22 protein-coding genes are annotated in these 25,960 nt (G+C 70.8%); 6 read left to right on the forward strand and 16 right to left on the reverse strand.

The window, feature by feature from the left end; genetic code table 11:
- The first annotated feature begins 3 nt into the window (after nt 1–3).
- From zwf to pgl, 3 genes are read left to right on the forward strand one after another with little or no spacing between them, the layout of a single operon-like run.
- Nucleotides 4–1,530 carry a glucose-6-phosphate dehydrogenase gene (gene zwf, locus ASC60_RS23905; RefSeq protein WP_055554261.1) on the forward strand — a complete coding sequence of 509 codons (1,527 nt, stop codon included), beginning with the start codon at nt 4–6 and terminating at the stop codon, nt 1,528–1,530.
- On the forward strand, nt 1,527–2,759 hold the full coding sequence (gene opcA, locus ASC60_RS23910; RefSeq protein ID WP_055554263.1) for a glucose-6-phosphate dehydrogenase assembly protein OpcA: 1,233 nt from the start codon (nt 1,527–1,529) through the stop codon (nt 2,757–2,759). Before zwf ends, opcA begins: the two co-directional genes overlap by 4 nt.
- Nucleotides 2,756–3,538 (forward strand): 6-phosphogluconolactonase, encoded by a 783-nt coding sequence (gene pgl, locus ASC60_RS23915; protein WP_055554265.1) that lies wholly within the window; start codon nt 2,756–2,758, stop codon nt 3,536–3,538. The genes opcA and pgl overlap by 4 nt, the downstream gene beginning before the upstream one ends.
- A gap of 75 nt (nt 3,539–3,613) precedes the next feature.
- On the opposite strand, the gene pgi is transcribed toward pgl, so the two are convergent.
- The 12 genes from pgi to ASC60_RS23975 all read right to left on the reverse strand — a co-directional run bounded on the left by pgi (nt 3,614) and on the right by ASC60_RS23975 (nt 15,595).
- Nucleotides 3,614–5,266, reverse strand: a complete 1,653-nt coding sequence (gene pgi, locus ASC60_RS23920; protein WP_055554435.1) for a glucose-6-phosphate isomerase — start codon at nt 5,264–5,266, stop codon at nt 3,614–3,616.
- Between the two features lie 162 nt (nt 5,267–5,428).
- Nucleotides 5,429–5,764 (reverse strand): RNA polymerase-binding protein RbpA, encoded by a 336-nt coding sequence (locus ASC60_RS23925; RefSeq protein ID WP_009718803.1) that lies wholly within the window; start codon nt 5,762–5,764, stop codon nt 5,429–5,431.
- 218 nt (nt 5,765–5,982) lie between these two features.
- Complete coding sequence (gene secG, locus ASC60_RS23930; RefSeq protein WP_039942143.1) at nt 5,983–6,210, reverse strand: preprotein translocase subunit SecG; 228 nt, start codon at nt 6,208–6,210, stop codon at nt 5,983–5,985.
- A gap of 129 nt (nt 6,211–6,339) precedes the next feature.
- Nucleotides 6,340–7,116, reverse strand: a complete 777-nt coding sequence (gene tpiA / locus ASC60_RS23935) for a triose-phosphate isomerase (protein WP_055554267.1) — start codon at nt 7,114–7,116, stop codon at nt 6,340–6,342.
- A 6-nt stretch (nt 7,117–7,122) separates the two neighbouring features.
- Complete coding sequence (gene pgk / locus ASC60_RS23940; protein ID WP_055554269.1) at nt 7,123–8,325, reverse strand: phosphoglycerate kinase; 1,203 nt, start codon at nt 8,323–8,325, stop codon at nt 7,123–7,125.
- 81 nt (nt 8,326–8,406) lie between these two features.
- Complete coding sequence (gap, locus tag ASC60_RS23945; RefSeq protein ID WP_055554271.1) at nt 8,407–9,411, reverse strand: type I glyceraldehyde-3-phosphate dehydrogenase; 1,005 nt, start codon at nt 9,409–9,411, stop codon at nt 8,407–8,409.
- 165 nt (nt 9,412–9,576) lie between these two features.
- Entirely contained in the window at nt 9,577–9,852 is a 276-nt protein-coding gene (locus ASC60_RS39565; RefSeq protein ID WP_199831032.1) for a hypothetical protein, read from the reverse strand.
- Nucleotides 9,853–10,074: 222 nt separating this feature from the next.
- Entirely contained in the window at nt 10,075–11,064 is a 990-nt protein-coding gene (whiA, locus tag ASC60_RS23955) for a DNA-binding protein WhiA (protein ID WP_055554275.1), read from the reverse strand.
- Entirely contained in the window at nt 11,055–12,074 is a 1,020-nt protein-coding gene (gene yvcK, locus ASC60_RS23960; protein WP_009718796.1) for a uridine diphosphate-N-acetylglucosamine-binding protein YvcK, read from the reverse strand. The genes whiA and yvcK overlap by 10 nt, the downstream gene beginning before the upstream one ends.
- Nucleotides 12,071–13,006, reverse strand: coding sequence for an RNase adapter RapZ (rapZ, locus tag ASC60_RS23965; protein ID WP_199831033.1), 936 nt, complete (start codon nt 13,004–13,006; stop codon nt 12,071–12,073). Before rapZ ends, yvcK begins: the two co-directional genes overlap by 4 nt.
- Nucleotides 13,003–15,129: an excinuclease ABC subunit UvrC gene (uvrC, locus tag ASC60_RS23970; protein WP_055554439.1), complete on the reverse strand. Its 2,127-nt coding sequence runs from the start codon at nt 15,127–15,129 to the stop codon at nt 13,003–13,005. Before uvrC ends, rapZ begins: the two co-directional genes overlap by 4 nt.
- A gap of 40 nt (nt 15,130–15,169) precedes the next feature.
- Nucleotides 15,170–15,595, reverse strand: a complete 426-nt coding sequence (locus ASC60_RS23975; protein WP_055554277.1) for a Rieske (2Fe-2S) protein — start codon at nt 15,593–15,595, stop codon at nt 15,170–15,172.
- Between the two features lie 199 nt (nt 15,596–15,794).
- Between ASC60_RS23975 and ASC60_RS23980 the strand changes: the two genes are divergently transcribed.
- On the forward strand, nt 15,795–16,862 hold the full coding sequence (locus tag ASC60_RS23980) for a LacI family DNA-binding transcriptional regulator (protein ID WP_055554279.1): 1,068 nt from the start codon (nt 15,795–15,797) through the stop codon (nt 16,860–16,862).
- The gene (locus ASC60_RS23985; RefSeq protein ID WP_055554281.1) at nt 16,859–17,824 is read left to right on the forward strand and encodes a carbohydrate kinase; all 966 of its coding nucleotides are present in this window, start codon (nt 16,859–16,861) and stop codon (nt 17,822–17,824) included. The genes ASC60_RS23980 and ASC60_RS23985 overlap by 4 nt, the downstream gene beginning before the upstream one ends.
- Before the next feature lie 60 nt (nt 17,825–17,884).
- Here the strand turns inward: ASC60_RS23985 and uvrA are convergent, their stop codons facing one another.
- Nucleotides 17,885–20,908 carry an excinuclease ABC subunit UvrA gene (gene uvrA, locus ASC60_RS23990; RefSeq protein ID WP_055554440.1) on the reverse strand — a complete coding sequence of 1,008 codons (3,024 nt, stop codon included), beginning with the start codon at nt 20,906–20,908 and terminating at the stop codon, nt 17,885–17,887.
- A 321-nt stretch (nt 20,909–21,229) separates the two neighbouring features.
- On the opposite strand from uvrA, the gene ASC60_RS23995 reads away from it, so the two are divergent.
- Nucleotides 21,230–21,886, forward strand: coding sequence for an MBL fold metallo-hydrolase (locus tag ASC60_RS23995; protein ID WP_055554283.1), 657 nt, complete (start codon nt 21,230–21,232; stop codon nt 21,884–21,886).
- 87 nt (nt 21,887–21,973) lie between these two features.
- Here the strand turns inward: ASC60_RS23995 and ASC60_RS24000 are convergent, their stop codons facing one another.
- The 3 genes from ASC60_RS24000 to ASC60_RS24010 all read right to left on the reverse strand — a co-directional run bounded on the left by ASC60_RS24000 (nt 21,974) and on the right by ASC60_RS24010 (nt 25,955).
- The gene (locus tag ASC60_RS24000) at nt 21,974–22,978 is read right to left on the reverse strand and encodes a TerC family protein (protein ID WP_055554285.1); all 1,005 of its coding nucleotides are present in this window, start codon (nt 22,976–22,978) and stop codon (nt 21,974–21,976) included.
- 293 nt (nt 22,979–23,271) lie between these two features.
- The gene (locus ASC60_RS24005) at nt 23,272–25,248 is read right to left on the reverse strand and encodes a TerD family protein (protein WP_055554287.1); all 1,977 of its coding nucleotides are present in this window, start codon (nt 25,246–25,248) and stop codon (nt 23,272–23,274) included.
- A 128-nt stretch (nt 25,249–25,376) separates the two neighbouring features.
- The gene (locus ASC60_RS24010; RefSeq protein ID WP_055554289.1) at nt 25,377–25,955 is read right to left on the reverse strand and encodes a TerD family protein; all 579 of its coding nucleotides are present in this window, start codon (nt 25,953–25,955) and stop codon (nt 25,377–25,379) included.
- Nucleotides 25,956–25,960 lie beyond the last annotated feature (5 nt).

The following is a 25,960-nucleotide window of genomic DNA, read 5'->3' on the forward strand; positions in this document are numbered from 1 at the left end:
ACCTTGACCACCAGCAGCAATCCGCTGCGTGACCCGAAGGACCGGCGGCTTCCGCGCATCGCGGGGCCGTCCGGCCTGGTCATCTTCGGGGTCACGGGTGACCTGTCCCGCAAGAAGCTGATGCCCGCCGTCTACGACCTGGCCAACCGCGGTCTGCTGCCGCCGGGCTTCTCGCTCGTCGGATTCGCCCGCCGCGACTGGGAGCACGAGGACTTCGCCCAGGTCGTCCACGACGCGGTGAAGGAACACGCGCGGACGGAGTTCCGCGAGGAGGTCTGGCAGCAGCTCGCCGAGGGATTCCGCTTCGTACCCGGGGAATTCTCCGACGATGAGGCGTTCGCCAAGCTGAAGGCGACCATAGAGGAGCTGGACAAGGCCCGCGGCACCGGCGGCAACTTCGCCTTCTACCTCTCCGTGCCGCCCAAGTTCTTCCCCAACGTGGTGCGGCAGCTCAAGAAGCACGGGCTGTCCGACGGGCAGAACCACTCCTGGCGGCGCGCCGTCATCGAGAAGCCCTTCGGCCACGACCTGAAGAGCGCCCAGGAGCTGAACCAGGTCGTCCACGAGGTCTTCCGGCCCAGCGACGTCTTCCGGATCGACCACTACCTGGGCAAGGAGACGGTCCAGAACATCCTGGCGCTGCGCTTCGCCAACACCATGTTCGAGCCGCTGTGGAACCGTAGTTACGTCGACCACGTACAGATCACCATGGCCGAGGACATCGGCATCGGCGGCCGCGCCGGCTACTACGACGGCATCGGCGCCGCCCGTGACGTCATCCAGAACCACCTGCTCCAGCTGCTCGCCCTGACCGCCATGGAGGAGCCCGCCTCCTTCGACGCCAAGGCGCTGGTCACCGAGAAGCTGAAGGTCCTCACCGCCGTCAAGCTGCCGCGCGAACTGGGCAAGCACACCGTGCGCGGCCAGTACGCGCACGGCTGGCAGGGCGGCGAGGAGGTGCGCGGCTACCTCGAAGAAGACGGCATCGACCCGCAGTCCAAGACCGACACCTACGCCGCGGTCAAGCTGGAGATCGACAACCGCCGCTGGGCGGGCGTCCCGTTCTACCTGCGCACCGGCAAGCGGCTGGGGCGCCGGGTCACCGAGATCGCCGTCGTCTTCCAGCGCGCCCCGCACTCCCCCTTCGACGCCACCGACACCCAGGAGCTGGGGCAGAACGCCCTGGTCATCCGGGTGCAGCCGGACGAGGGCGTCACCATCCGGTTCGGCTCCAAGGTGCCCGGCACCTCCATGGAGATCCGCGACGTGACGATGGACTTCCAGTACGGCGAGTCCTTCACCGAGTCCAGCCCCGAGGCGTACGAGCGGCTGCTGCTCGACGTCCTGCTGGGCGACGCGAACCTCTTCCCGCGCCACCAGGAGGTGGAGGAGTCCTGGCGGATCCTCGATCCCGTAGAGGAGTACTGGGAGAAGCACGGGAAGCCCGAGCAGTACACGGCCGGAACCTGGGGGCCGAAGGCCGCGGACGAGATGCTCGCACGAGACGGACGGAGCTGGCGGCGGCCATGAACATCGATCTCACGGACACCACGTCCAGCCGGATCAACTCCGCTCTGGTCCAGGCACGCCGGGCCACCGGCACTCCGGCCGTGGGCATGGTGCTCACCCTCGTCATCGTCACCGACGAGGGCAACCACTACGACGCGCTGAAGGCCGCGAGCGAGGCGTCCAAGGAGCACCCCTCACGCATCCTGGTCGTCATCAAGCGGCCGGGCCGCTCGCCGCGCGACCGCAAGATGGCCCGGATGGACGCCGAGGTCCGGGTCGGCGGCGAGACCGGCACCGGTGAGACGGTCCTGCTGCGGCTCCACGGCGAACTGGCCAACCACGCCTACTCGGTGGTCCTGCCGCTGCTGCTGCCGGACGCCCCGGTCGTGGTGTGGTGGCCCGAGGACGCCCCGGAGCACCCCGCCAAGGACCTGCTGGGGCAGCTGGCCCAGCGCCGCATCACCGACGCCCAGGCCACCGAGGACCCGGTCGCCACCCTCGGCCTGCGGGCCGAGACGTACACCCCGGGCGACACCGACCTGGCGTGGACCCGGATCACGCCGTGGCGCAGTGTGCTGGCGGCAGCGCTGGACCAGAAGCACTCGAAGATCACCTCCGCGGTCGTCGAGGGCGAGGCGTACAACCCGAGCAGCGAACTGCTCGCGCTGTGGCTCGCCGAGCGGCTGCGGGTCCCGGTCGACCGGCAGATCACCGAGGGTCCGGGGCTGACCGCGGTGCGGCTGGAGACGGCCGACGGCGTGATCTGCCTGGACCGGGCCGACGGCGCGCTGGCCGAGCTGGCGATGCCGGGCCAGCCGGACCGGCACGTCGCACTGCAGCGGCGGGAGATGTCGGAGCTGATCGCCGAGGAGCTGCGCCGGCTCGACCCGGACGAGATGTACGCGATCTCGGTGAAGTTCGGCGTGAACAAGCTGAACGGCGGCGGTACGGCCCGGCACGACCCGGCCCCCGCCGGGACCGCGGATGCCGCCCCGTCCGGCGGCGGCACGGCCACCGCGACCGCCGAGAGGCCGCGCGAGGCGCCGGCGCCGCCCCGGCCGCCGCTGCCGACGCGCGACCCGGGCACCGCTCCGTCCCCGACGAACACCCCCGCCCCGCCGCAGGCCCCGTCGGCTCCGAAGCCCTCGGACCTGAAGCCGGGCGGCAAGCCGGAGGGAAAGCCCGGCGGGAGCAGCGGGAACGGCGGGAACGGCGGGAACGGCGGGAACGGCGGAAAGGCAGACAAGTGACCGCCCCGCAGGTCGTCGTCCACCGCGACAAGGAGCTGATGGCCCAGGCGGCCGCGGCCCGGCTGATCACGAAGATCGTCGACGCCCAGGCCGCCCGGGGCTCCGCCTCCGTCGTGCTGACCGGCGGCCGCAACGGCAACGGCCTGCTGGCGGCCCTCGCCACGTCCCCCGCGCGCGACGCCGTGGACTGGTCCCGGCTGGACCTGTGGTGGGGCGACGAGCGGTTCCTGCCGGACGGCCACCCGGACCGCAACGTCACCCAGGCCCGGGAGGCGCTGCTGGACGCGGTGGATCTGGACCCGGCGCGGGTGCATCCCATGCCCGCGTCCGACGGCCCGTACGGCGGCGATGTGGAGGCCGCCGCGGAGGCGTACGGCATCGAGCTGGGCCGCGCCGCACGGCCGGAGAACCACGGCGCGGCACCGTCCTTCGACGTCGCTCTGCTGGGCGTCGGCCCGGACACCCATGTGGCCTCGCTCTTCCCCGAGCTGCCCGCCGTCCGGGAGACCGAGCGGACGGTGGTCGGGGTGCGCGGTGCGCCCAAGCCGCCGCCCACCCGGATCTCGCTGACCCTGCCCGCGATCCGCGCGGCGCGGGAGGTGTGGCTGCTGGCCGCCGGTGAGGACAAGGCGAAGGCGGTGACCATCGCCCTGTCGGGGGCCGGGGAGATCCAGGCCCCGGCGGCGGGCGCGTACGGCCGCAGCCGCACGCTGTGGCTGCTGGACCGGGCGGCGGCGAGCGGTCTGCCGCGCGAGCTGTACCCACCGGCCTCGCCGTAGGCGCTGTCCGGCGGCGATCCCCCGTGCGCTCGGGTGCGCACGGGGGATCGCCGCTTTCAGGGCAGCGTCACCGCCTCAGCGGCCGCGCAGCGAGCGGTACGTGGCGACGAGTCGGGCCGTCGAGGCGTCGAGCCCCGGCACCTCGGCGCCCTCGGTCAGCGCGGGCTCGATCCGCTTGGCGAGCACCTTGCCCAGCTCGACGCCCCACTGGTCGAAGGAGTCGATGTCCCAGATGGCGCCCTGGACGAACACCTTGTGCTCATAGAGCGCGATCAGCTGGCCGAGCACGGAGGGGCTCAGCTCGGCGGCCAGGATGGTGGTGGTGGGGCGGTTGCCCTGGAAGGTCTTGTGCGGCACCAGCTCCGGGGCCACGCCCTCGGCGGCGACCTCTTCCGGGGTCTTGCCGAACGCCAGCGCCTGCCCCTGGGCGAAGAGGTTGGCCATCAGCAGATCGTGCTGGGCGACCAGCCCGGGCCGCAGGTCGTCCACCGGCTTGGCGAAGCCGATCAGATCGGCCGGGATCAGCTTGGTGCCCTGGTGGAGCAGCTGGTAGTAGGCGTGCTGGCCGTTGGTGCCGGGGGTGCCCCAGACCACCGGGCCGGTCTGCCAGCCGACCGGGTCGCCCTGCCGGTCCACCGACTTGCCGTTGGACTCCATGTCCAGCTGCTGGAGGTAGGCGGTGAACTTGGACAGGTAGTGGCTGTAGGGCAGGACGGCGTGCGCCTGGGCGTCGTGGAAGTCGCCGTACCAGACGCCCAGCAGACCGAGCAGCAGCGGTACGTTCCGCTCCGGCGGGGCGGTGGTGAAGTGCTCGTCCACCAGATGGAATCCGGCCAGCATCTCGCGGAAGCAGTCCGGGCCGATGGCGACCATCAGGGAGAGGCCGATCGCCGAGTCGTAGGAATACCGCCCGCCGACCCAGTCCCAGAACTCGAACATGTTGTCCGTGTTGATGCCGAACTCGGAGACCTTCTCCGCGTTGGTCGAGACCGCCACGAAGTGCTTCGCGACGGCCTCCTCACCGGCCCCGAGCCCGCTCAGCAGCCATGCGCGGGCGGCGACGGCGTTGGTGATGGTCTCGATGGTGGTGAAGGTCTTGGAGGCGACGATGAACAGCGTCTCCGCCGGGTCCAGGTCGCGCACCGCCTCGTGGAGATCGGCACCGTCCACATTGGAGACGAAGCGGAAGACCAGCTCGCGGTCGGTGTAGGCGCGCAGCGCCTCGTACGCCATCGCCGGGCCCAGGTCGGAGCCGCCGATGCCGATGTTGACGATGTTCTTGATGGGCTTGCCGGTGTGGCCGTGCCAGTCCCGGGCCCGGATGCGGTCGGCGAACACGCCCATCTTGGTGAGGACCGCGTGCACCTCGGGGACGACGTCCTCACCGTCCACCGTGATGACCGCCGAGTGGGGCGCGCGCAGCGCGGTGTGGAGCACCGCGCGGTCCTCGGTGGTGTTGATCTTCTCGCCGCGGAACATCGCGTCCCGCAGCGCGGCCACTCCGGTGGCCCGTGCCAGCTCCCGCAGCAACCGCAGCGTCTCGTCCGTCACCAGGTGCTTGGAGTAGTCGACGTGGAGATCGCCGACCTGGAGCGTGAACCTGCTCGCGCGCTCGGGGTCGTTCGCGAACAGCTCGCGCAGATGCGCGTCGCCCAGCGCCTTGCGGTGCTCGGCCAGCGCGTTCCACTCCGGCAGCTGATCGAGCCTGGTGCGGCCTTCTGCGTTCATCTCGGACATCAGCCCACTTCTCATCGGTGCCTGGCCCCCGTTGTCCACCAACCTAATTGACCGTAGCCCGCGGCACTGACAACGGCCCGGCCGCGCACCCCCGTAGGGTGCCCGGCCGGGCCGTCGTCACGCGCTGTCGCTGGGGTCCGGGCGTGGTCCGGCTCAGATCTCGCCGCGGAGCTTGGCGAGCGCCTCGGCGAGGATCGCCTCGCCGTCGGCATCGCTGCGCCGCTCCCGCACATAGGCGAGGTGGGTCTTGTACGGCTCGGTGCGGGGCGGGTCCGGCGGGTTGTCCCGGTCCTTGCCGGCCGGGAAGCCACAGCGGGGGCAGTCCCACGTGTCCGGGATCTGCGCGTCGCTGGCAAAGCTCGGCACGGTCTCGTGCCCGTTCGAGCACCAGAAGGAGATGCGCAGGCGCGGCGCCGATTCGCCTCGCTCGGCTTCTCCCATCGGCCCCGCTCCGACCCGACTTCCACGGATCGCGTTGCCACTTGCCACGGTCGTAACTCCCTGCGTGATGGTGCCGCGAAGCATCGAAATGGCGGCCCCGCTGCCCGGCGCCCCAGTCTACGAAAGGCCCAACGCGCGTCCATCGACAGGAGTTACACCCGCCCTTGAGGACGCCACTCCCATGATAGGCCGCGAATCGGCCGCACTGACGACGGTACGTCAGTTATCGGGCCGGAATCGCGCCTCGACAGAACTTCGGTCGAATGTCAGTCGAGCTTCATCAGCAATCCGAGCACGACGATGACGACGAACCACAGCAACCCGACCACGATGGTGATGCGGTCCAGGTTGCGCTCAGCGACCGAGGAGCCACCGACGGAGGACTGCATTCCGCCGCCGAACATGTCGGACAGACCCCCGCCCTTCCCCTTGTGCATGAGCACCAGCATCATCATCAAAAGGCTCAAGATGATGAGGGCGATCGAAAACCCCATGATCACAGCCGGACCAACTCTCTCGGGCTCGTTACGGACGGTTTATTACGGGAGACGGGGGCCGGGGAGGCACGAAACGCGCCACCACGACCCCCGACAGAGTACGACGAGGCTCGGCTCAGGGCCTACTCACTGGTCGCGGAAACGAACGATCTTGACGAATTCGTCGGCGTCCAGCGCCGCGCCGCCGATCAGGGCGCCGTCCACGTCCGGCTGCGCCATGATCGCCGCCACGTTCCCGGACTTCACCGAGCCGCCGTACTGGATCCGGACCTTGTCGGCCAGCTCCTGGCTGTACAGCTCGGCCAGCCGGGCGCGGATGGCCCCGCAGACCTCCTGGGCGTCCTCGGGGGTGGCGACCTCGCCGGTGCCGATCGCCCAGACCGGCTCGTACGCGATCACGATGGTCTCGGCCTGCTCGGCCGGGACGTCCTTGAGGCCGCCGTCCAGCTGCGCGAGGGTGTGCGGCACCTGCTGGCCCGCTTTGCGGACGTCCAGGCCCTCGCCCACGCACAGGATGGGGGTGAGGTCGTTCCGGAAGGCCGCCTTGACCTTGCCGTTGCAGATCTCGTCGGTCTCGGCGTGGTACTGGCGGCGCTCCGAATGGCCGATGGTCACATAGGTGCACTTCAGCTTGGAGAGCATCGGCCCGGAGATCTCGCCCGTGTACGCGCCGGAGTCGTGCGCGGAGAGATCCTGGGCGCCGTACTTGATCTTCAGCTTGTCGCCGTCGACCAGGGTCTGCACCGACCGCAGATCGGTGAAGGGCGGAAGAACCGCGACCTCGACGGCCTCGTAGTCCTTGTCGGCGAGCGCGAAGGCGAGCTTCTGGACGTGGGCGATGGCCTCGAGGTGGTTGAGGTTCATCTTCCAGTTGCCCGCCATCAGCGGGGTGCGGTCACTCACGGTTGTTCAGTCCTCCAGTGCGGCGAGGCCGGGGAGCGTCTTGCCCTCGAGGTATTCGAGGCTTGCACCGCCGCCGGTCGAGATATGGCCGAAAGCGGACTCGTCGAAGCCCAGGATGCGGACGGCCGCGGCGGAGTCGCCGCCGCCCACCACGGTGAAGGCCGGGCTGTCGAGGAGCGCCTGGGCCACGGCCTTGGTGCCGTCGGCGTAGTCGGGGTGCTCGAAGACGCCCATCGGGCCGTTCCAGAAGACGGTGGCCGTGTCGGCGAGCTTCGAGGCGTACAGCTTGCGGGTGTCCGGACCGATGTCCAGCCCCTCCAGATCGGCCGGGATGGCGTCCGCGGAGACGACCTGCGGATGCGCCGGGGCCTTGGTCTTGAGGTCCGGGAAGCCGTCCGCCGCGAGGACGTCGACCGGCAGCACGAACTCCACGCCGCGCTCCTCCGCCCGCCGCAGGTAGTCCCGGACGACCGGAACCTGGTCCTCCTGGAGCAGCGACTTGCCGACCTCGTGGCCCTGGGCCTTGAGGAAGGTGTACGCCATACCGCCGCCGATCAGGATGCGGTCGGCCTTCTCCAGCAGGTGGTCGATGACGCCGAGCTTGTCGGAGACCTTGGCGCCGCCGAGGACCACCGCGTACGGCCGCTGGACGTCCTCGGTGAGCTTCTTCAGGACACCGACCTCGGTGGCGATCAGACCGCCCGCGGCGTGCGGCAGCCGCGCCGGGAGGTCGTACACGGAGGCGTGCTTGCGGTGCACCGCGCCGAAGCCGTCGCCCACGTAGAGGTCGGCGAGGGCGGCGAGCCGATCGGCGAACGCGCCGCGCTCGGCGTCGTCCTTGCTCGTCTCACCGGCGTTGAAGCGCAGGTTCTCCAGCAGCGCGACCTCGCCCGCGGCGAGCCCGTCGACGGCCGCCCGGGCGCTGTCGTCCACGGTGTCCGTCGCGAACGCGACCTGCTTGCCGAGGAGTTCGCCGAGCCGCTTGGCGACCGGGGCGAGCGAGAACTTCGGGTCGGGCTCACCCTTGGGGCGGCCGAGGTGCGAGGCGACGACCACCTTGGCGCCCCGCTCCAGGAGCGCGGCGATGGTCGGCGCGACGGCGCGGATCCGGCCGTCGTCGGTGATCGTCTCGCCGTCGAGCGGGACATTGAGGTCGGCGCGGACGAAGACCCGCTTCCCGTCGACCTGGAGATCGTCAATCGTCTTCACAGAGTGACTCCTTGATCATGGCACGGGGCCCGTTACGACGTGTGCCGTAGCGGGCCCCGTTCCTCGCTCATTGCGGCAGGTTCAGAGCTTGCCGCCGACGAAGACGGTCAGGTCGACGAGGCGGTTGGAGTAGCCCCACTCGTTGTCGTACCAGCCGACGACCTTGACCTGCTTGCCCTGGACCATGGTCAGGGAGGAGTCGAAGGTGCAGGACGCCGGCCAGTTGACGATGTCCGAGGAGACGATCGGGTCCTCGGTGTACTCCAGGACGCCCTTGAGCTGACCCTCGGCGGCCTTCTGGAAGGCGGTGTTGACCTCGTCCTTGGTGACCTCGCGGTCCAGCTCCAGCACCAGGTCGGTGACCGAGCCGGTCGGGACCGGGACGCGCATCGCGATGCCGTCCAGCTTGCCCTTCAGCTGCGGCAGGACCAGCGCGGTGGCCTTGGCGGCACCGGTGGAGGTCGGGATGATGTTCTCCGCGGCGGCGCGGGCGCGGCGCAGGTCCTTGTGCGGGAAGTCCAGGATGCGCTGGTCGTTGGTGTACGCGTGGACCGTCGTCATCATGCCCTTGACGATGCCGAAGCTCTCGTCGAGGACCTTGGCCATCGGCGCCACACAGTTGGTGGTGCAGGAGGCGTTGGAGATGACGTGGTGCTGGTCCGCGTCGTACTTGTCGTTGTTGACGCCCATCACGATCGTGATGTCCTCGTCCTTGGCGGGCGCGGAGATCAGGACCTTCTTGGCGCCCGCGGCCAGGTGCTTGGCCGCGTCGTCACGCTTGGTGAAGATACCGGTGGACTCGACGACGATGTCGGCCCCCAGCTCTCCCCACGGAAGGGCGGCCGGGTCACGCTCGGCCATCGTCTTGAAGGTCTGGTTGCCCACCGTGATGGTGTCCTCGGTGTGGCTGACCTCGTGCTTCAGCCGTCCGAGGATGGTGTCGTACTTCAGCAGGTGCACCAGGGTGGCATTGTCGGTCAGGTCGTTGACACCGACGATCTCGATGTCCGCGCCCTGCTCCAGGAGCGCGCGGAAATAGTTGCGACCGATGCGGCCAAAGCCGTTGATGCCTACGCGGATCGTCACGAACCGATCTCCTCGTTGGTGTGCCGGTCTGGACGCCGGCGAGCTGTATGGGATGTCCCCGACCGCCTCCGACCCTACCGCTATCACGGAACGTCCGTGACATTGGCGTCGGTGGCCCAAAGACCCCCGGAAAGGGGCATGGACCACCGATTGAGTCACGATTCGTCACACTCTGTCAACGGCGCAGCGCACGCAGCGCGCCCCCCACGAGCTTCGCGCGCTGGGCGGCGTCGTGGACGTGCTCCAGGCCGAAGCCGTCCCGTCCACGTCCGCCCTCAGCAGCAGCGGGACCTGGGCCCGGGTGACCTGGGCGGTCCATACGGACAGCGCCTCGCCGGCGGTGCCGGACGCCGGTCGTGCGTGGGCGGCGGGTGTGGCGGCCAGTCCCCCCAGTAACAGCGCGCTCGCCGCGAGGATCGATCTCGCCGTGCGTCTCTTCATGAGCCCCCCTGACTGTCGTTCCGACGTGTGGGTGCGCCGACGCATAAGCCTCATGTCGACCCATGACCATGTCAACACCGGCTCGCGGCGATGATCCGGCAATGTGACCATCTGTACGCACCGCGCCCCCGGCTCCGCACAGGAAACCGGGGGCGCGGAACGCGCGGGACGCGGGGTGTGGGGCGCGGGGTGTGGGACGCGGGGTGTGGGGCGGGCGGCCGGTCAGCCGACCATGCCCTCGGCCATCTCGTCGGTCAGGGTCGACTCCGTACCCGGAATGCCCAGGTCCTGGGCCCGCTTGTCGGCCATGGCGAGCAGTCTGCGGATACGGCCGGCGACGGCGTCCTTGGTCAGCGGCGGGTCGGCCAGCGCGCCCAGCTCCTCCAGGGAGGCCTGCTTGTGCTCCATGCGCAGCCGCCCGGCCGCGGCCAGGTGCTCGGGCACCTCCTCGCCGAGGATCTCCAGCGCGCGCTGCACCCGCGCCCCCGCGGCGACGGCGGCCCGGGCCGAGCGGCGCAGATTGGCGTCGTCGAAGTTGGCCAGCCGGTTGGCGGTGGCCCGCACCTCGCGGCGCATCCGCCGCTCCTCCCAGGCGAGCACCGACTCGTGCGCCCCCAGCCGCGTCAACAGCGCGCCGATGGCATCACCGTCCCGGACGACGACCCGGTCCACTCCGCGCACCTCGCGCGCCTTCGCGGCGATCTGCAGCCGGCGGGCGGCGCCGACCAGCGCCAGCGCGGCCTCCGGACCGGGGCAGGTCACCTCCAGGGAGGACGAGCGGCCGGGCTCGGTGAGCGAGCCGTGGGCGAGGAAGGCCCCGCGCCAGGCGGCCTCGGCGTCACAGGTGGCACCGGAGACGACCTGCGGCGGCAGCCCGCGGATCGGCCGGCCGCGGCCGTCGACCAGACCGGTCTGGCGGGCCAGCTGATCACCGCCCGCCACCACCCGCACCACGTACCGACTGCCGCGGCGCAAGCCCCCCGGGGCCATCACCACCAGATCGGAGGAGTGCCCGAAGATCTCCAGGATGTCCTTGCGGACTCTGCGGGCCGCGATGCCCGTATCCAGCTCCGCCTCGATCACGATGCGCCCGCTCACCAGGTGCAGGCCGCCCGCGAACCGCAGGATCGCCGAGACCTCCGCTTTCCGGCAGCAGGTGCGGGTGACGGGGAGCCGGGAGATTTCATCCTTCACCGCTGCCGTCATCGCCATGGGCCGATCCTTCCATGCATCCGAAAAATACGGTCGTACGCGGCCGCCAGTAGCTCCGGGTCGTGCTTCGGGGAACCGTCGGTCGCGGCCACCGGCGCCAGCTCGACCGTGCCGCCCAGTCGCTTCGCGGCATCGCACAGACTGCTCTGGTCGGGGACGGCGGCCTCGTCGGCCAGCACCACGTCGAAGGCGAGTTTAGGGGCGTGTCGGGCCAAAACCTCCAAATGACGCTGCGGGGAGAAGCCATCGGTTTCGCCGGGCTGCGGCGCGAGATTCAGCGAGAGCACCCGACGGGCCTTGGTGTCGGTGAGCGCCCGCAGCAGATCGGGCACCAGGAGGTGCGGGATGACGGAGGAGAACCAGGAGCCGGGGCCCAGCACCACCCAGTCCGCGTCCATCACCGCCTCGACCGCCTCGGGGACCGCCGGCGGGTCGTTCGGCACCAGGTGCACCGACTGCACCTCGCCGGGGGTGAGGGCGACGGTGGCCTGCCCGGCGACCGTCGACACCTCGTCCGGGCGCGCCGGGTCATGGCCCTTGACGTACGCCTGCAGCTCCAGCGGCACCGCCGACATCGGCAGCACCCGGCCGTGCGCGCCCAGCAGCTTGCCGACCAGGTCGAGCGCGGCCACATGGTCGCCCAGCTGCTCCCACAGGGCGACGATCAGCACATTGCCGACGGCGTGTCCGTGCAGCTCCCCCTCGCTGATGAAACGGTGCTGGATGACCCGGGCCCACGTCTGGCCCCAGTCGTCGTCGCCGCACAGGGCCGCCAGCGCCTTGCGCAGATCGCCGGGCGGCAGCACCCCCAGCTCGTCGCGCAGCCGCCCGCTGGAGCCGCCGTCGTCGGCCACCGTGACCACGGCGGTCAGATCACCGGTGATCCGGCGCAGCGCGGCGAGCGAGGCGGACAGGCCCATACCGCCGCCGAGCGCGACCACCTTGGGCTGGGCGCTACGGCCCGTACGGGCCCCGACGAGCCGCCGCAGCCGCCCGTTACGGATCGTCACTCGCGCCCCATGTCGCGGTGGACGATGACGGTCTCGACCCCTTCGGCGCCGAGCCGGGCGGCCAGCCGCTCGGACATCGCGACGCTGCGGTGCTTACCGCCGGTGCAGCCGACGGCGATCGTCACATAGCGCTTGCCCTCGCGGCGGTAGCCCGCGGCGATCAGCTGCAGCAGCTCGGCGTAGCGGTCCAGGAACTCCTTGGCGCCGGGCTGGTTGAAGACGTAGCCCGACACCTCCTCGTTGAGCCCGGTGAAGGGGCGCAGCTCGGGGACCCAGTGCGGATTGGGCAGGAAGCGGCAGTCCACCACCAGGTCGGCGTCGACGGGCAGCCCGTACTTGTAGCCGAAGGACATGACGGTGGCGCGCAGCTCCGGCTCCTCCTCACCGGCGAACTGGGCGTCCATCTTGGCGCGCAGCTCGTGCACGTTGAGGCTGGAGGTGTCGATCACCAGATCGGCGTCGCCGCGCAGCTCGCGCAGCAGATCGCGCTCGGCCGCGATGCCGTCGACGATCCGCCCGTCGCCCTGCAGCGGGTGCGGGCGGCGCACGGACTCGAAGCGGCGCACCAGGGCCTCGTCGGACGCCTCCAGGAACAGCACGCGCCGCTTGACGTTCTTGGCGGCCAGGTCCGCGAGGGATTCGCGGAGGTTGTCGAAGAAGCGGCGGCCGCGGACGTCCACCACCACCGCGATGCGGGCCACGTTGCCCTGGGAGCGGGCGCCGAGGTCCACCATGGTGGGGATCAGCGCGGGCGGCAGGTTGTCCACCACGAACCAGCCGAGGTCCTCCAGACATTTGGCGGCGGTACTGCGGCCCGCGCCGGACATGCCAGAGATGATCACCAGCTCGGGAATGGCTGCCGCCTCGGCGGACTCTCCCGTCGTGCCCGTATTCACCTGCGCTCCGTCTCCGTGGATCTCGTGCTCTGTCATGATCTCGTCCCCCGGTTCGCGGACGGCGCCGACGCTGCGGCCTCATCCTCAATGATCTCTCCTGTGGCGGTGTTCACCGCGGGGGCGGCCGGAGCCGCCCCGGCGAGCGCCGCCGCGACGGTCTCGGCCGTCTTCCGGCCCACGCCCGGCACCTCGCATATCTGCTCGACCGTGGCGGCGCGCAGCCGCTTGACGGAGCCGAAGTGCTTGAGCAGGGCCTGCTTACGGCTGTCACCGAGGCCGGGTACGGAGTCCAGCGGCCCGGCCTTCAGCGACTTGGCGCGCTTGCTGCGCTGGTAGGTGATGGCGAACCGGTGGGCCTCGTCGCGGACCCGCTGCAGCAGATACAGCCCCTCGCTGCTGCGGGGCAGCACCACCGGGTCGTCGTCGCCGGGCAGCCAGACCTCTTCCAGCCGCTTGGCGAGGCCGCAGACGGCCACGTCGTCGACGCCCAGCTCGTCCAGCGCCCGCTTGGCGGCGGCGACCTGCGGCTGTCCGCCGTCGACCACGACGAGCTGGGGCGGATACGCGAACCGCTTGGGCCTGCCGTCGTCGTCGAGGGGATTGCCGCTGCCCTCCACGGCCTCGTCGGGCCCGGCGGGGGGCTGCTGGGCGGGCTCGCCGAAGGCCTCCTGGGCGGGCTCGCCGGGCACCTCCTGGGCGGGCTCCACGGTCTCCTCCCACTCCCCCGTCTTCTGCTTCTCCTGCAGATAGCGGCGGAAGCGGCGGCCGACGACCTCGTGCATGGAGCGGACGTCGTCCTGCCCCGCGCCGTGCCAAATTTGCGCGTCTCCGACACGACCTTTGATCTGGAAGCGGCGGTACTCGCTCTTCCGCGCCAGCCCGTCTTCAAAGACCACCATGGACGCCACCACGTCATCGCCCTGGAGATGGGAGATGTCGAAGCACTCGATGCGCAGCGGGGCCGAGTCCAGACCGAGGGCCTCCGCGATCTCCTCCAGGGCGCGCGAGCGGGTGGTGAGGTCGGAGGCGCGCTTGGTCTTGTGCAGCGCCAGCGCCTGCTGGGCATTGCGCTGGACCGTCGCCATCAGGTCCTTCTTGTCGCCGCGCTGCGGGATGCGCAGATCGACCCGGGAGCCCCGGCGCTCAGTGAGCCACTGGGTGACCGGCTCGGCCGGGTCCGGTACGGCGGGCACCAGGACCTCCTTGGGCACGGCGTCGCCCCGCTCCTCCCCGTACAGCTGCTGCAGGGCGTGCTCGACCAGGTCGGCCGTGTCGACGGCCTCGACCTTGTCGGTGACCCAGCCGCGCTGGCCGCGCACCCGGCCGCCGCGGACGTGGAAGATCTGGACGGCGGCCTCCAGCTCGTCCTCGGCGACCGCTATCAGGTCGGCGTCGGTCGCGTCGGCGAGGACGACCGCGTTCTTCTCCATGGCGCGCTTGAGGGCCCCTATGTCGTCGCGCAGCCGGGCGGCCCGCTCGTACTCCATCTCCTCCGCGGCCTCCCGCATCCGCTGTTCGAGGCGGCGGATGTAGGTGCCGGTGCGACCGGCCATGAAGTCGCAGAACTCGTCGGCGAGTTCGCGGTGCTCCGCGGCGCTGACCCGGCCGACGCAGGGGGCCGAGCACTTGCCGATGTAGCCGAGCAGACAGGGGCGGCCGATCTGGGCGGAGCGCTTGAACACCCCGGCGGAGCAGGTGCGCACGGGGAAGACCCGCAGCATCAGGTCGACGGTCTCGCGGATCGCCCAGGCGTGTGCGTACGGGCCGAAGTAGCGCACGCCCTTCTTCTTGGGGCCGCGCATGACCTGGACCCGGGGGAACTCCTCGTTGAGGGTCACGGCGAGCGACGGATAGCTCTTGTCGTCGCGGTACTTGACGTTGAACCGGGGATCGAACTCCTTGATCCACGAATACTCGAGCTGCAGCGCCTCCACCTCGGTCGAGACCACGGTCCACTCGACGGCCGCGGCCGTGGTGACCATGGTCCGGGTGCGCGGGTGGAGGTTCGCCAGGTCCTGGAAGTACGAGGAGAGCCGCTGGCGCAGGCTCTTCGCCTTTCCGACGTAGATCACCCGGCCGTGCTCGTCACGGAACTTGTAGACCCCCGGCGACTCGGGGATCTGTCCCGGCTTGGGGCGGTAGCTGCTCGGGTCGGCCATGGTCACCACCCTACTGGCGGGCGGTGACAGTTCCGGGGTCTCAGGCGTCCGGCCCCGCGACGAGCTTTCCGCCCTTCGTCCTGACCGGCACGGACGGCAGCGGGGCGGTGGCGGGCCCCTGGAGGACCTTGCCGGTGCGGGCGTCGAAGACGCTGCCGTGGCAGGGGCAGCTGATCTTTCCGTCCTCGACGGCGTCCACGACGCAGCCCCGGTGGGTGCAGACCGCGCTGAACGCGGTGTAGCGGCCCTCGGCGGTCCGGGAGACGACCACCCGGTCCTCGCGGTAGATCTTCGCGCCCCCGGCCGGGACGGCGTCGGCCGCGCCGAGGTCGACGGGGGCGGTGGGGGTCGGGGACGCCTTCTTGCCCGATCCCGCCGGTGAGCAGGCCGCCGCCCCGAGCCCGGCGGCTCCGGCCAGCGCCGCTCCGCACAGCACGGTTCGTCGGGAGGCGGGCTGACCGGTCATGGGGGCTCCACGGGGCAGGGCGGTACGGATGCGTGCTGCCATACGACGATACCGGTACGGATCGGTCCGTTCGCGGGCGGATCCAGGGCGCGCGTAAACGCTTGCGCAAGCGTTTACGCGCGGTCGCCGATGCGATACGTTCCCCCACGTTCTTGCAGCACGCCGAGAAGAGCGGCACACCGAGGGGAGGGGCGGGCGGATGGCGACCATGGTCGACGTGGCCCGGCGCGCGGGTGTCTCCGTGGCCACCGTCTCGCACGTGGTCAACGAGACCCGCCGGGTGCGCCCGGACACCCGCCAGGCCGTCCTGGACGCCATCGACGACCTCGGCTACACCCCCAACACGCTCGCCCGCTCCCTCGTCACCGCCCGCACCCGCTCGATCGGGCTGGCCGTCTCGGCGATCAGCAATCCGTACTTCACCGAGATCCTGCGGGGCGTCGAGTCCAGCGCCCTCGAACACGGCTACAGCCTGCTGATCGCCGATCCGCACGACGATCCGGCCCATGAGCGGAAGGTCGTCCAGCTGCTCCACGAACGGCGGGTGGACGGAGTGATCGTCGCGCCGTCCACCGAGCCCGCCGAGCTGATCGGCTATCTGACCCGGCGCGGGGTCCCGTGCGTCTTCCTCGACCGGCTGATCGGCAACGGGCACGACCATCCGTACGACCAGGTCGGCGCCGAGAACGCGTTCCACCTCGAACAACTGGTGCGCCACCTCGCCGAGCTGGGCCACACCCGCATCGGCATGGTCGCGGGTCTACCGGGGCTGAGCACCACGGTCGAGCGGATCGACGGTTACCGCACCGGACTGCACCACAGCGGCCTGGCGTTCGACCCCGGGCTGCTGGCGGACGGCCACTCCGAGGCACGCGGCGCGGAGGACGCCACCCACCGGCTGCTGGCCTCCGACGAGCCGCCCACCGCGATCGTCACCGCCAACAACGCGATGACGATCGGCGCGCTGCGCGCCCTGCGGGCGGCGGGCCGCACCGTCCCGGGCGATCTGGCGCTCGTCTGCTTCGACGACTTCTCCTGGGCCGATGTCTTCTCCCCCGGGCTCACCGCGATCTCCCAGCCCAGCCGGGAGATCGGCAGCACCGCGGTCCGGCTGCTGCTGGACCGGCTGGAGCATCCGGAGCGACCGCCGCGCACCGTGCGGCTGCCCTGCGCCTTCGTCCACCGCACGTCCTGCGGCTGCGCCCCCGAACCCGCGCCCGAAACCGCCGGCCACCCCTCGCTCCCAGGAAAGGACCCCCTCCCGTGATCGTCGTCGCCGGAGAAGCCCTGATCGATCTCGTGCCCGACCACGCGGCCCCCGCCGCGACGGGCGACGAGCTGCCCGCGCTGCGTCCCGCACGCGGCGGCGGCCCCTACAACACCGCGATGGCGCTGGGGCGGCTCGGTGTGCCGACCGCGTTCTGCTCACGGGTCTCCACGGACGGCTTCGGCGAGGCGCTGCTGTCCCGGCTGCGGAAGGACGGGGTGGACACCACCCTGGTGCAGCGGGGCCCGGAGCCCACCACCCTCGCCGTCGCGTCGATCGGCGCCGACGGGTCGGCGGGCTTCGGCTTCTATGTGCAGGGCACCGCGGACCGGCTCTTCGAGCTGCCCCCGGCCCTGCCCGAGGGGACCACCGCGCTGTCCCTGGGGACCTGTTCGCTGGTGCTGGAGCCGGGCGCGAGCGCGTACGAGGCGCTGCTGCGGCGCGAGGCCGGGCGCGGCGTCTTCACCGCGCTCGACCCCAACATCCGCACCGGGCTCATCCCCGACGCGGACGCCTACCGGGCCCGCTTCCGCGGCTGGCTGCCGTACGTCGGGCTGCTCAAGCTGTCCGTCGAGGACGCGCGCTGGCTGGCCGGTTCCGGGGACGCCCCGGCGGAGTCCGACGAGGCCGTCGAAGCGGCGATACGGGAGTGGGCGGCGGCCGGACCGGCGGCCGTGGTCTGCACCCGGGGCGGGGACGGGCTGAGCGTGCTGTGCCAGGACGGATCCCGCTGGTCCGTGCCCGGGGAGCGGGTGGAGATCGTGGACACCATCGGGGCGGGCGACACCGTGAACGCCGCGCTGCTGCACCGGCTGGCGGCGCATGACGCGCTGTCGGCGCCTTCGGTGGCCAAGCTGGGCGAGGCGGCCTGGCGGGACGTCCTGGGTTTCGCCGCCCGCGCCGCCGCGATCACCTGCTCCCGGGCGGGCGCCGAACCGCCGTACGCCGCCGAGCTGGCGTAAGCGGGCGTAGGAGCACGTAAGAGTGCGCCGCGCCCGGTCCGGGCGCGGCGCATCGCGTGCCTACTTCGCGGCTGCCCGCTTCGAGGCGGTCTTCTTGGCCACGGTCTTCTTGGCGGCGCTCTTGTCGGCGGCGCTCTTGTTGGCAGCGGCCTTCTTGGCGGTCGCCTTGGCGGGGGCCTTCTTGGCGGACGCCTTCTTCGTGCCGCCGCCCGTGCGGGCCACCGGCACCGTCGCGTCGCTCACCCGCTCGCCCAGCATGTCCCGCAGGAACTTCCCGGTGTGGCTGGTCGGGACCGAGGCCACCTCCTCCGGGGTGCCCTCGGCGATGACCAGACCGCCGCCGCTGCCGCCCTCCGGGCCCATGTCGACGACCCAGTCCGCCGTCTTGATCACATCGAGGTTGTGCTCGATGACGATCACCGTGTTGCCCTTGTCGACCAGTCCGGACAGCACGTTGATCAGCTTGTTGATGTCCTCGAAGTGCAGACCGGTGGTCGGCTCGTCCAGCACATAGACCGTCCGCCCGGTGGACCGCTTCTGCAGCTCGCTCGCCAGCTTGACCCGCTGCGCCTCACCACCGGAGAGGGTCGGCGCGGGCTGGCCGAGCCGCACATACCCCAGGCCGACCTCGTTGAGGGTGCGCAGATGGCGGGCGATCGTCGGCACCGCCTCGAAGAAGTCCAGCGCCTCCTCGATGGGCATGTCCAGCACCTCGGCGATGGACTTGCCCTTGTAGTGCACCTCCAGGGTCTCCCGGTTGTAGCGCGCGCCGTGGCAGACCTCGCACGGCACATACACGTCCGGCAGGAAGTTCATCTCGATCTTGATGGTGCCGTCGCCGGAGCAGTTCTCACAGCGGCCGCCCTTGACGTTGAAGGAGAAGCGCCCGGGCATATAGCCGCGCACCTTCGCCTCCATCGTCTCGGCGAACAGCTTGCGCACATGGTCGAAGACCCCGGTGTACGTGGCCGGGTTGGACCGCGGCGTACGGCCGATGGGCGACTGGTCGACATGGACCACCTTGTCGACCAGGTCGTCGCCGGCGACCCGGGTGTGCCGCCCGGGGACGGTCTTCGCCCCGTTCAGCTCGCGGGCCAGATGGGTGTAGAGGATGTCGTTGACCAGCGTGGACTTCCCGGATCCGGAGACGCCGGTGACGGCGGTGAGCACACCGAGCGGGAAGGACACATCGATGTCCTGGAGGTTGTTCTCCCGGGCGCCGTGCACCGTCAGCTGCCGCGCCTGGTCCATGGGACGCCGTGCCCGCGGCAGGGGGATGACCTTCTTGCCCGACAGATAGTGGCCGGTCGCCGACTCCTCGTTGACCAGCAGCTCGCTCAGCGGCCCGCTGTGCACCACCTTGCCGCCGTGCTCACCCGCGCCCGGACCGATGTCCACCACCCAGTCCGAGGTCTTGATGGTGTCCTCGTCGTGCTCGACGACGATCAGGGTGTTGCCCAGGTCGCGCAGCCGCACCAGCGTCTCGATCAGCCGGTGGTTGTCCCGCTGGTGCAGGCCGATCGACGGCTCGTCCAGCACGTACAGCACGCCCACCAGACCGGAGCCGATCTGGGTGGCCAGCCGGATGCGCTGGGCCTCACCGCCGGACAGCGTGCCCGCCGCCCGGTTGAGCGAGAGATAGTCCAGGCCGACGTCGACCAGGAACCGCAACCGCTCGTTGACCTCCTTGAGGACGCGCTCGGCGATGGTCTTCTCGCGGGCGGTCAGCTCCATGTTCCGCAGGAACTCGGCGCATTCGCTGATCGACATCGCGGAGACATCCGCGATGGACCGCTCCTGCACGGTGACCGCGAGGACGATCGGCTTGAGGCGGGTGCCCTCACACGTGGGGCAGGGCACCTCGCGCATATAGCCCTCGAACCGCTCCCGGCTGCTGTCGCTCTCCGCCTCCGAGTGGCGCCGCTTGACGAACGGCACCGCGCCCTCGAACGCGGTGGTGTACGCGCGCTGGCGGCCGTACCGATTGCGGTAGCGGACGTCGATCTGGGTGCGGTGCCCGTTCAGCAGCGCCTTCTTGGCCCGCTGCGGGAGACCGGCCCAGGGGATGTCCGTGCGGAAGCCGAGCGCGTCGGCGAGCGCGCCGACCAGCCGCCCGAAGTAGTCCTTGGTGTGGCCGTGGGACCAGGGGTGGATGGCGCCCTCGTCGAGCGACTTCTCCTCGTCCGGAACGATCAGCTCCGGGTCGACCTCCATCCGGGTGCCGATCCCGGTGCACTCCGGGCAGGCGCCGAACGGCGAGTTGAAGGAGAAGGAGCGCGGCTCCAACTCCTCGAAGGACAGGTCGTCGTACGGGCAGTAGAGGTGCTCGGAGAACATCCGCTCGCGCTGCGGATCGTCCTCGTCGAGATCCACGAAGTCCAGGATGATCATGCCGCCGGAGAGACCGAGCGCGGTCTCCACCGAGTCGGTCAGCCGCCGCTTGGCGCTGTCCTTGACGGTGAGGCGGTCCACGACCACCTCGATGGTGTGCTTCTCCTGCTTCTTCAGCTTCGGCGGGTCGGACAGCTGGATCGTGGTGCCGTCCACCCGGGCCCGGCTGTAGCCCTTGGTCTGCAGATCGGAGAAGAGGTCGACGAACTCCCCCTTGCGCTCGCGCACCAGAGGGGAGAGCACCTGGAAGCGGCTGCCCTCGGGCAGCTCCAGCACCCGGTCCACGATCGCCTGCGGCGACTGGCGGGCGATCGGGCGCCCGCACTCCGGGCAGTGCGGCTTGCCGATGCGCGCGAACAGCAGCCGGAGGTAGTCGTAGACCTCGGTGATGGTGCCGACGGTCGAGCGCGGGTTGCGGGACGTCGACTTCTGGTCGATCGACACCGCCGGGGACAGGCCCTCGATGAAGTCCACATCGGGCTTGTCCATCTGGCCCAGGAACTGCCGGGCGTAGGAGGAGAGCGACTCCACGTAGCGGCGCTGCCCCTCGGCGAAGATCGTGTCGAACGCGAGGGACGACTTGCCCGACCCGGACAGCCCGGTGAAGACGATGAGGGAGTCGCGAGGGAGGTCGAGCGAGACGTTCTTGAGGTTGTGCTCACGAGCCCCACGGACGATGAGACGGTCGGCCACGCCGGTCGGCACCTTTCTTGAGGAGAGGTGGGTGCGCCGGGCCCGCTCCCGATTCCCCTCCCGCCGGATCTTCCGACGGACAGGACGGAGGCGGAGCGAAGCCCCCGACCCAGGGTATGGGGGCGCCACGGCGATGTCTTAAGGATGCAGCACACCGAGCCTATAGCACGCACATTCGATTTGCCGGGCCAGCGTGCCTGGTTCACCCGATCGTGTGGCGGGCGCTACGGGATAAAAGGCGCATCACGTCCCTGGTATTCCCCGCCCGCATCCTTGCCCCCGAGCCCACGCCGCCGGGCCTCCCGGCGCTAGGGTGAGGTCATGACCTATAGCGGAGTGGTGACGGTCGGCGGACCGGCGGACGTGCACGAACTGCCCGATCTGATGATTTCGAAGGTCGCGGTCGGCCCCATGAACAACAACGCGTATCTGCTGCGCTGCCGGGCCACCGATGAGCAGCTGCTGATCGACGCGGCCGCCGATCCGCACACCCTGCTGTCACTGATCGGCGAGAGCGGCATCGCGTCCGTCGTCACCACCCACCGCCACCAGGACCACTGGAACGCGCTGCGCGAGGTGGTGGACGCCACCGGCGCCCGCACCCTGGCGGGCCGGTACGACGCCGAGGGGATTCCGGTGCCCACCGATGTGACGGTCGAGGACGGCGACACGGTGCGGGTCGGCCGGGTCGAGCTGACCGCCCGCCATCTGGTGGGCCACACCCCGGGCAGCATCGCCCTGATCTACGACGACCCGCATGGCCATCCGCACGTGTTCACCGGCGACTGCCTCTTCCCGGGCGGCGTCGGCAACACCTGGAAGGACCCCGAGGCGTTCGAGAGTCTGATCAACGACGTCGAGACCAAGCTCTTCGACCGGCTCCCGGACGAGACCTGGGTCTACCCCGGCCACGGTGACGACACCACCCTCGGCGCCGAGCGCCCGCACCTCGCCGAATGGCGCGAGCGCGGCTGGTAGCACCGGCCGGCAGCACCCCCTCCGCGCCCGCACACGACGCCGACGGCCGACCATCCGGCAAGCGGACGGTCGGCCGTGGGGCGGGCGTCAGACGTCGGCGCCGTCCCTGTCCCGGCCCCGGCCCTTCTCGGCCTCGGCCTCCGCCAGAGCCTGCTTCTTCGAGGCGTAGAGGCTGGTGATCGTCGTGATCGCGAGCACCGCGCAGATCACGCCCAGCGACACCGGTATGGAGATCTGGGGGACGTGCACCCCGGACTCGTGCAGGGCGTGCAGCACCAGCTTGACGCCGATGAAGCCGAGGATGACCGACAGCCCGTACGACAGGTGGACCAGCTTCTTCAGCAGTCCGCCGATCAGGAAGTACAGCTGGCGCAGTCCCATCAGCGCGAAGGCGTTGGCGGTGAACACGATGTACGGGTCCTGGGTCAGACCGAAGATCGCGGGTATGGAGTCCAGCGCGAAGAGGATGTCCGTGGTGCCGATCGCCAGCATGACGATCAGCATCGGCGTCATCAGCCGCTTGCCGTTCTCCATGATGAACAGCTTGGTGCCGTGGTACTGGTCGGTGGACGGGACGCGCTTCTCGACCGCCTTGAGCAGGCGGTTCTCCTCGAACTCCTCTTCCTCCTCATCGGAGCGCGCCTCCTGGATGAGCTTCCAGGCGGTCCAGATGAGGAAGGCGCCGAAGATGTAGAAGACCCAGGCGAAGGTCGAGATGATCGCGGCGCCGGCGGCGATGAAGACCGCGCGCAGCACGAGCGCGATCAGCACGCCCACCATCAGCACCCGCTGCTGATAGATCGTCGGCACCGAGAACTTCGCCATGATCAGGACGAAGACGAAGAGGTTGTCGACGCTCAGCGACTTCTCGGTGATGAAGCCCGCGAAGAACTCGCCGGACGGCTGGCCGCCCGCGAAGACCAGCAGCCCCAGCCCGAAGAGCCCGGCGAGGACGATCCACACGGTGGTCCAGATACCGGCCTCCTTGAGGGAGACCTCATGCGGTTTGCGGCCACCGATGAAGAAGTCGACAGCGATCAGAGCGCAGAGACCGACAATCGTCAGCCCCCACATGGCCACGGAAACGTCCACGGATCCTCCGGCATTCGTACGGCAATTTCAGCGTCGTCGCTGCCGGAGGTCTCTTCCGCCCGGGCTCGCGCCACGGACCGGTACCCCGGGACCGCGCCCGACCCGACTCAAGGTGCTCGGGCGCGGCCCGTGATGACGGGAACACCGCTAAGGAGTACTCCCCTCCGCGTAAAGAAGAGTACAGGAAAACCCATGAAAGAGTAAAGAAAAAGGCAAATACCAAGCTCAGGCCGGGTTCTGACGGGGTGACGGGCGCTTGGTGATCTTCGGTCGGACGTAGACGATCTTCGCGATCAGCGTCCGTACGCCTGCCGGGCCCGCCCCACCTGATCCAGCACCTGCCGCAGTACCCCGCTGCCGGCCGGGACCAGCGACGGCTCGTACGTCCAGGCGTGGCCGACCCAGGGATCCGCGAGGTGATCGTCGGCGACCGGAGTGATCCGCAGCAGGGAGCGCCACAGCGGGTCCAGCACCGGCCCGTAGGCCTGCGCGTCCTCCCGGTCGGCGACCATCATCAGATGCACCCCGGCCGAGGGCCCCTCGTCGGCGAGATAGCGCAGCTGGGTCACGGCCCGGTCGTCGAACCCGTGCGGGAAGTCGTGGACGATCAGCAGCTGCTGGGCGAGGTCCAGGTCGGGCGGCAGCGCGTCGGTGGCCCCGCTGCGGATCGCCATCTGCACCAGGTCGACGCGCCGGATCAGCGCGGCGAGCACCGAGGACACCCCCGCCGCCCCGGCCGCGGGCGGCTCACGCAGCGCACCGGACGACAGCAGCGGGGCCAGCGACGCCGCGGCCGAGCCCGCCGGGTCGATCACCCGCACCGCGAACTCGTCCACCGGATGCACCGCCAGCAGCCGCGCCGCGTGCGCCACCGCCGTCTCGGCGGCCAGCCCGCGCAGCTCACCGGAGTCCAGCAGCGCGCCGCGGGCCGAGCCGGTGCGCCCCGCGTCGATCCACAGACCGCGCTCCAGCGGCAGCCGCACCAGCATGGGGATGCGCAGATCGGTGCGCTCCGGAAGGTGCAGATCCCCCAGGCGCAGTGCCATCGGGATCTCCATCGGCACCTGGTAGCCCTGCCAGACCGGGCTGTCCCAGCGGGCGTACGCGGGCGGCAGCGCGGGCTCGACCACCTCGGACTCGGCGGCCAGCTGCGCCAGGTCGCGGTCGAGGGCGGCCCGGGCCTGCTCCACCAGACCGGCCTGCTTGGCGCGGGCCTGCGCACGGGCGGCGTCGGCCGCGGGACCGACCCGGGTGCGGGGGTCGGAGAGCACCTTGTCCAGCTCCTGCTCCATCCGGGATTCGGCGAAGTCGACGGCGCTGCGATAGGCGGCCGCGGTGCGGGCCAGGTCCTCGAACATGCCCCAGACCTGGTTGTAGAGCCGCTCGTCCATGGTCCAGCCGGAGGCGTCACCCGCGACGGGCCTCGCGGGCTCCCCGGGCGGGGCGGGCGGCGCGGTGGGCGGGGGCGTGGGCGGCGCGGCGGTACGGCGCCGGGGGTGCCGGTAGTCGACCCGCCCGCCCGGAGCCGTGCCGCCCGCCGGGGACGGCGGCTGCGCGGCGGCCGGAGGCCCCGCCTGGGCCTGTGACGGGGTCTGGGGCGGGGCCTGTGACGGGGTCTGGGGCGGGGCGTCCGGTGCGGGCCCTGCGCCCGCCGTGGCCGTACGCATCCGGCCGTCGTCCCCGGCGGCACGCGGCGGGGGCTGGGCCACCGAGCGGGCCACGCCGCGCGCCACCGCGTCGTTGATCTCGGCGGCCAGCCCGGCGGCCCGGGACAGCCCCTGGTCCCGCAGCATCTCGGCCAGCCCGCCCGCGTACCCCTGGCCCACCGCGCGCACCTTCCAGACGCCCTGCCTGCGGTACAGCTCCAGGGCGATCACCGCGGACTCCGCGTCCAGGTCGGTGATGGTGTAACCGGCCACCCCGGTGCCATCCAGGCCGGTGACGACGACGGACGGCGCGGCCATGGCGCCGAACCGGGCCGGGCCACCGGACTCGCTCACCAGGGCGAGCAGCACATGCACCCGGTGGACGCCCTCGGGCAGCGCGTCGAGGTCGACGGCGAGCCGGTGGTCGGCCGCCGCCTGTTTGGACACTTCGACGCCGGGCAGCTGCGGCGAGGCGGGGTGCGCGACCCACTCGGCGCCCCGCACCGTGCCCCGCTCGTCCCCGAGTGTCGCCCCGGCCACGATCGGATTGCCCGCCGAGATCCGGATCTCCAAACGGGTCTGGGGCAGCGGGTGGTTCTGCCCACGGACCAGCTCGGCCGTCATCGTGCGTCCCCCTCGTTGTGTTCCGTTGTGCGTTCCGTTGTGCGCGTGGTGGTGTGCGGACCGTGCCGCGTGAGCGCGTCGGCCCGGTGGGCATGCGCACCACCGGGCCGACGGGAGAACCGCTCCGCTTACAGGTGCGGCACCATGTGCGGCATCAGGTCCTGGAAGGTGCGCCCGTTGGCGGGCTCGCCCACGGCCTTCATCTGCCAGGCGCCGCCCGCGCGCTGCACGATGGCCATGATCTGTGCGGTGTACTGCCCGCCGCCGGTGAGGGTGTAGCGGGCCAGCTCCTGGCCGTTGGTCTCGTCGACGAGCCGGCAGAACGCGTTCTGCACCTCGGCGAAGGTCTGGCCGGTGAAGGAGTTCACGGTGAAGACGATCTGGTCGATGTGCACCGGCACCCGCTGCAGGTCGACGAGGATCGCCTCGTCGTCGCCGCCCTGCCCGGCGCCGCCGACCAGGTTGTCGCCGGTGTGGCGCACCGAGCCGTCGTCGCTCACCAGATGACGGAAGAAGACGACGTCGGTCGGTTGCTTGTCGGCGAAGAGCACCGCCGACGCGTCGAGGTCGATCTCACGGGTGCGGGAGCCGAACAGTCCGCGGCGGGGCGCCGCCTGCCAGCCCAGTCCCATCCGCACCGCGGTCAGGGTGCCCCCGTCGGCCTTCTGCAGGCTGATGGCCTGTCCCTTGGACATGTTGACCGTCACGCGCT

Origin of the sequence: Streptomyces sp. NBRC 110028 (genome assembly GCF_001417735.1) — a bacterium.
GTDB lineage: Bacteria > Actinomycetota > Actinomycetes > Streptomycetales > Streptomycetaceae > Streptomyces.

Coding starts and splice junctions, on each gene's coding strand:
- whiA (WP_055554275.1), bottom strand. CDS start 11,064: ATGGCGATGACGGCAGCGGTGAAGGATGAAATCTCCCGGCTCCCCGTC.
- ASC60_RS23980 (WP_055554279.1), top strand. CDS start 15,795: ATGGCGACCATGGTCGACGTGGCCCGGCGCGCGGGTGTCTCCGTGGCC.
- ASC60_RS23975 (WP_055554277.1), bottom strand. CDS start 15,595: ATGACCGGTCAGCCCGCCTCCCGACGAACCGTGCTGTGCGGAGCGGCG.
- pgi (WP_055554435.1), bottom strand. CDS start 5,266: ATGAACGCAGAAGGCCGCACCAGGCTCGATCAGCTGCCGGAGTGGAAC.
- secG (WP_039942143.1), bottom strand. CDS start 6,210: ATGGGGTTTTCGATCGCCCTCATCATCTTGAGCCTTTTGATGATGATG.
- uvrC (WP_055554439.1), bottom strand. CDS start 15,129: ATGGCCGACCCGAGCAGCTACCGCCCCAAGCCGGGACAGATCCCCGAG.
- ASC60_RS23995 (WP_055554283.1), top strand. CDS start 21,230: ATGACCTATAGCGGAGTGGTGACGGTCGGCGGACCGGCGGACGTGCAC.
- ASC60_RS39565 (WP_199831032.1), bottom strand. CDS start 9,852: ATGAAGAGACGCACGGCGAGATCGATCCTCGCGGCGAGCGCGCTGTTA.
- ASC60_RS24005 (WP_055554287.1), bottom strand. CDS start 25,248: ATGACGGCCGAGCTGGTCCGTGGGCAGAACCACCCGCTGCCCCAGACC.
- rapZ (WP_199831033.1), bottom strand. CDS start 13,006: ATGACAGAGCACGAGATCCACGGAGACGGAGCGCAGGTGAATACGGGC.
- opcA (WP_055554263.1), top strand. CDS start 1,527: ATGAACATCGATCTCACGGACACCACGTCCAGCCGGATCAACTCCGCT.